This is a genomic window from Mesorhizobium sp. M7A.F.Ca.AU.002.02.1.1 (assembly GCF_003998535.1).
Classification (GTDB): domain Bacteria; phylum Pseudomonadota; class Alphaproteobacteria; order Rhizobiales; family Rhizobiaceae; genus Mesorhizobium; species Mesorhizobium ciceri.
Window position 1 is genome coordinate 1 of record NZ_RZPB01000446.1, and the last position, 5,117, is coordinate 5,117.

Annotated in this window: 4 protein-coding genes; all 4 read left to right on the forward strand. The window is 63.2% G+C overall.

Features of this window, described 5'->3' with window-relative positions:
* Window positions 1-44 precede the first annotated feature (44 nt).
* Genes tkt through EN879_RS23655 form a run of 4 tightly spaced genes read left to right on the forward strand, consistent with a single transcriptional unit; the run spans window position 45 to window position 5,116 of the window.
* Window positions 45-2,057, forward strand: coding sequence for a transketolase (gene tkt / locus EN879_RS23640; protein WP_063167849.1), 2,013 nt, complete (start codon window positions 45-47; stop codon window positions 2,055-2,057).
* An 11-nt stretch (window positions 2,058-2,068) separates the two neighbouring features.
* Entirely contained in the window at window positions 2,069-3,148 is a 1,080-nt protein-coding gene (fba, locus tag EN879_RS23645; protein ID WP_063167848.1) for a class II fructose-bisphosphate aldolase, read from the forward strand.
* A 21-nt stretch (window positions 3,149-3,169) separates the two neighbouring features.
* On the forward strand, window positions 3,170-4,663 hold the full coding sequence (locus EN879_RS23650; protein WP_013532056.1) for a ribulose-bisphosphate carboxylase large subunit: 1,494 nt from the start codon (window positions 3,170-3,172) through the stop codon (window positions 4,661-4,663).
* 18 nt (window positions 4,664-4,681) lie between these two features.
* Complete coding sequence (locus EN879_RS23655; protein WP_013532057.1) at window positions 4,682-5,116, forward strand: ribulose bisphosphate carboxylase small subunit; 435 nt, start codon at window positions 4,682-4,684, stop codon at window positions 5,114-5,116.
* Window position 5,117 lies beyond the last annotated feature (1 nt).

The following is a 5,117-nucleotide window of genomic DNA, read 5'->3' on the forward strand; positions in this document are numbered from 1 at the left end:
GCAATTGGTTGAACGCAAGAGCCGTGTGTCGTGAGGAGGATGCAATGACCAGCCAAACAGCACTGAAGCCCGTCACCACAACCGCTCTCGTCTCTGAGCGCGACATGGCGAACGCCATTCGCGCGCTGGCGATGGACAGCGTCCAAAAGGCGAATTCGGGTCATCCCGGCATGCCGATGGGCATGGCCGATGTCGCAACGGTGCTGTTCAACCGCTTCATCAATATCGATCCGTCGAGACCGGACTGGCCCGACCGTGACCGTTTCGTGCTTTCAGCCGGCCACGGCTCGATGCTGCAGTACGCGCTGCATCATCTGCTCGGCTACGAAGACATGCAGGTCGAGGAATTGCAGCGATTTCGGCAGCTGGGCAGCCGCACCGCCGGACATCCGGAATACGGCCATGCGCTTGGCGTGGAGACCACCACCGGACCGCTTGGACAGGGCATTTCCACGGCGGTCGGCATGGCGCTGGCGGAACGCATGCTTGCCGCCCGCTACGGTGCCGATCTGGTCGATCATCATACCTATGTGATTGCGGGCGACGGCTGCCTTCAGGAGGGAATCAGTCACGAGGCGATAGATCTCGCTGGTCACCTGAAGCTTTCCCGCCTGATTGTCTTCTGGGACGACAATGCGATTTCCATTGACGGGCCGACCTCCCTCTCCACGTCGATGGACCAGCCGGCGCGCTTCAAGGCCGCCGGCTGGGATGTCCAAAGTGTCGCCGGGCACGACATGGCAGCAGTCGCCGCGGCAATCGAGGCGGCGCGGCGGTCGGATCGGCCATCGCTGATTGCCTGCCGCACAGTGATCGGCATGGGTGCCCCCAATCTCGGCGGTTCGGAAAAGACGCACGGCGCACCGCTGGGTGAAGCAGAGATCGCCGCGACACGCGAAAACATCGGCTGGGCCCACGCGCCGTTCGAGGTGCCGGATGATATCCTTTTCGCCTGGCGCGAGATTGCCGGTCGCGGCGAAGCGATGCGGCGCGCCTGGGAGCAGCGGCTTGCCGCCTCGCCGCGACGCGAGGCTTTTGAAAACGCCGTCGCCGCCGAACTGGCCGACACGGTCTTCGACGCGCTCGAAGCCTTTCGTCGCGAACATGTCGAGAAGGCAACCAAGGTGGCGACGCGAAAAGCCTCCGAAATGGTGCTGGAGGCCATCAACGGCGCAACGGAATTGACCGTCGGCGGCTCGGCCGATCTGACGCACTCGAATCTGACGATCACCAAGGGCATGAACCGCATTGCGCCGAGTGACTATGCCGGCCGCTACATTCACTACGGCATTCGTGAACACGGCATGGCGGCCGCCATGAACGGCATCGCGCTGCATGGAGGGTTCGTGCCCTATGGCGGTACGTTCCTGTGCTTCGCCGATTATGCGCGCGGCGCGATGCGGCTCTCGGCGCTCATGGGCCAGCGCGTCATCTATGTGATGACACACGATTCCATCGGCCTCGGCGAGGACGGCCCGACGCACCAGCCGGTCGAGCACCTGGCGATGCTGCGTGCCACGCCCAATCTCAACGTCTTCCGTCCGGCGGATGTCATCGAAACGGCGGAGTGCTGGGAACTCGCGCTGAAGAGCAAGGATCGGCCGAGCGTGCTGGTGCTGTCGCGCCAGAACCTGCCGATGCTGCGTCGGTCGCACAGTGACGAGAACCGCTCCCGCCAGGGTGCCTACGTCCTGCGCGAACCAGCCGAGCACCGTGCCGTCACCCTGATCGCCACCGGCTCGGAGGTCGAGATCGCGGTTGCTGCCGCCGAAAGGCTGGAGACCGAGCATGGCGTCGCCGCCGCCGTCGTGTCGATGCCGTGCTGGGAGCTTTTCGAGGAGCAGGAAAGAGCCACCCGCAAGGCCGTCCTCGGCTCGGCGCCGCGCGTCGCGGTCGAAGCGGCAGCCCGGCTGGGCTGGGACCGCTGGATCGGCGAGACCGGCGCTTTCGTCGGCATGACCGGCTTCGGCGCCAGCGCCCCTGCCCCCGACCTCTACCGGCATTTCAACATAACGTCCGAAGCGGTTGCTGCAGCGGCGCTGAAGCTCATCATCTAGGAGGATTCACAATGGCTCGCATCACCCTTCGCCAGCTTCTCGACCATGCCGCCGAGCACGGCTACGGCGTACCGGCATTCAACATCAACAACATGGAACAGGGCCTCGCCATCATGGAAGCGGCCAAGGCCTGCGACGCGCCTGTCATCATCCAGGCTTCGCGTGGCGCCCGGACCTATGCCAACGACATCATGCTGGCCAAGATGATGGAGGCGCTGACCGAAATCCACCCAACCATCCCGCTATGCATCCATCAAGACCACGGCAACAGCGAGGCCACCTGCCTTTCCGCGATCCGCCACGGCTTCACCTCGGTGATGATGGACGGATCCTTGATGGCGGACGCCAAGACGCCGGCAAGCTACGACTACAACGTCGCCATAACCGAACGCGTCGCACGTATGGCGCATTGGGTCGGCGCTTCCGTCGAAGGCGAACTGGGCGTGCTCGGCTCGCTGGAAACCGGCCAAGGCGAGGCCGAGGATGGCCACGGCGCCGAGGGCGCGCTCTCCCACGACCAGCTCCTGACCGATCCCGATCAGGCGGTCGACTTCGTGACCGCAACCCAAGTCGACGCGCTGGCGATTGCCTGCGGCACCTCGCACGGTGCCTACAAATTCACCCGCAAGCCGGACGGCGACATCCTGGCCATGCAGGTGATCGAGGCGATCCACGAGAAGCTGCCCAACACGCATCTGGTCATGCACGGCTCTTCCTCTGTGCCGCAGGAGTTGCAGGACATCATCAACAGATACGGCGGCGAGATGCCCCAGACTTTTGGCGTCCCGGTCGAGGAGATCGAGCGCGGCATCCGCTACGGCGTGCGCAAGGTCAATATCGACACCGATTGCCGCATGGCCATGGCCGGGCAGTTCCGCCGCGTCGCGACGGAAGACCCGCGCGAGTTCGATCCCCGCAAATTCCTGAAGCCCGCCATGGATGCCTTGCGCGACCTTTGCCGGGACCGCTTCGAGCGTTTCGGTACGGCGTCCAACGCCTCGAAGATCAAGGTCATCGCCATGGACGAGATGGCGAAACGTTACGCCGCGGGAAAACTCGACCCCCAAATCGCAACCGCGAAAGCCGCCTGAGCAACAAACAGGAGACCTGTCATGAACAAGATCGACATACTGCCAGCGGGGACGCTCAAGGAAGGCAAGGAGCGCTACAAGTCAGGGGTCATCCCCTACAAGAAGATGGGCTACTGGGAGCCTGACTACAGGCCCAAGGAAACCGATCTGATCGCCATGTTCCGGATCACGCCGCAACCCGGTGTCGACCACGAGGAGGCGGCAGCCGCCATCGCCGGTGAATCCTCCACCGCGACGTGGACCGTGGTGTGGACCGACCGGCTGACAGCTTGCGAGCTCTATCGCGCCAAGGCGTTCAGATCCGAGCCGGTGCCGAACACCGGTCCCGGAACCAAGACCGAGCAACAGTACTTCGCCTACATCGCCTACGACCTCGACCTGTTCGAGCCGGGCTCGATCGCCAACCTGACCGCATCGATCATCGGCAATGTGTTCGGCTTCAAGGCAGTCAAGGCGTTGCGGCTGGAAGACATGCGTATCCCGGTGGCGTATCTCAAAACCTTCCAGGGGCCGGCGACCGGCATCGTGGTGGAGCGTGAGCGGCTCGACAAGTTCGGCCGGCCGCTGCTCGGCGCAACGACGAAGCCGAAGCTCGGCCTGTCGGGACGCAATTACGGGCGCGTCGTTTATGAAGCGCTGAAGGGCGGCCTCGACTTCGTCAAGGACGACGAGAATATCAACTCGCAGCCCTTCATGCATTGGCGCGACCGCTTCCTCTACTGCATGGAGGCCGTGAACAAGGCGTCGGCCGCCACCGGCGAGGTCAAGGGCCATTATCTCAACGTCACCGCCGGCACGATGGAGGAGATGTACGAGCGCGCCGAATTCGCCAAGCAACTTGGCTCCTGCATTGTGATGATCGATCTGGTCATCGGCTACACGGCGATCCAGTCGATGGCCAAGTGGGCACGCCGCAACGACATGATCCTGCACCTGCACCGTGCCGGCAACTCGACCTATTCGCGCCAGAAGAACCACGGCATGAATTTCCGCGTCATCTGCAAATGGATGCGCATGGCCGGCGTCGACCACATCCATGCCGGCACGGTGGTCGGCAAGCTGGAAGGCGACCCGCTCATGATCAAGGGATTTTATGACACGCTGCGCGAGGAGCGCACGCCGCAGAACCTCGAAACCGGGCTGTTCTTCGATCAGGAATGGGCCTCGCTCAACAAGGTGATGCCCGTTGCCTCGGGCGGCATCCATGCCGGCCAGATGCACCAGTTGATCCACTATCTCGGCGAGGACGTCATCCTGCAGTTCGGCGGCGGCACGATCGGCCATCCGGACGGTATCCAGGCAGGCGCGACGGCCAATCGCGTCGCCTTGGAAGCGATGATCCTGGCCCGCAACGAGGGGCGCGATTATTTGCGCGAAGGGACCAAGATCCTCGAACAGGCGGCCAGATGGTGCACGCCGCTGAAGGCTGCCCTGGAGACCTGGAAGGACGTCACCTTCAACTACGAATCGACCGACACGGCCGACTTCGTGCCAACCGCAACGCCCAGCTTCTAGACGAAAGGAACCGTCGTCATGATGACCAATCCGGGAAACAAGGTCACACAGGGGCAGTTCTCGTTCCTGCCCGACCTGACCGACGAGCAGATTTCGGCGCAGATCAAATACGCGCTGAAGAACCATTGGGCGGTCAGCGTCGAGTACACGGACGATCCGCATCCGCGAAACACCTATTGGGAAATGTACGGCAACCCCATGTTCGACTTGAAAGATCCGGCGGGCATACTGCTCGAGGTCAATGCTTGCCGGAAAGCCTGTCCGAACATGTATGTGCGGGTAACCGCCTTCGATTCGACCAAAGGCTGGGAAGCGCCGCGCATGTCGTTCATTGTCAACCGGCCGCCCAGCGAACCCGGGTTCCGGCTGCTGCGCCAGGAGCGTGACGGCCGCAGCCAGGGTTATTCGATCGTGCCTTATGCGACCGACAGGCCCGAAGGCGAGCGGAGCTAGC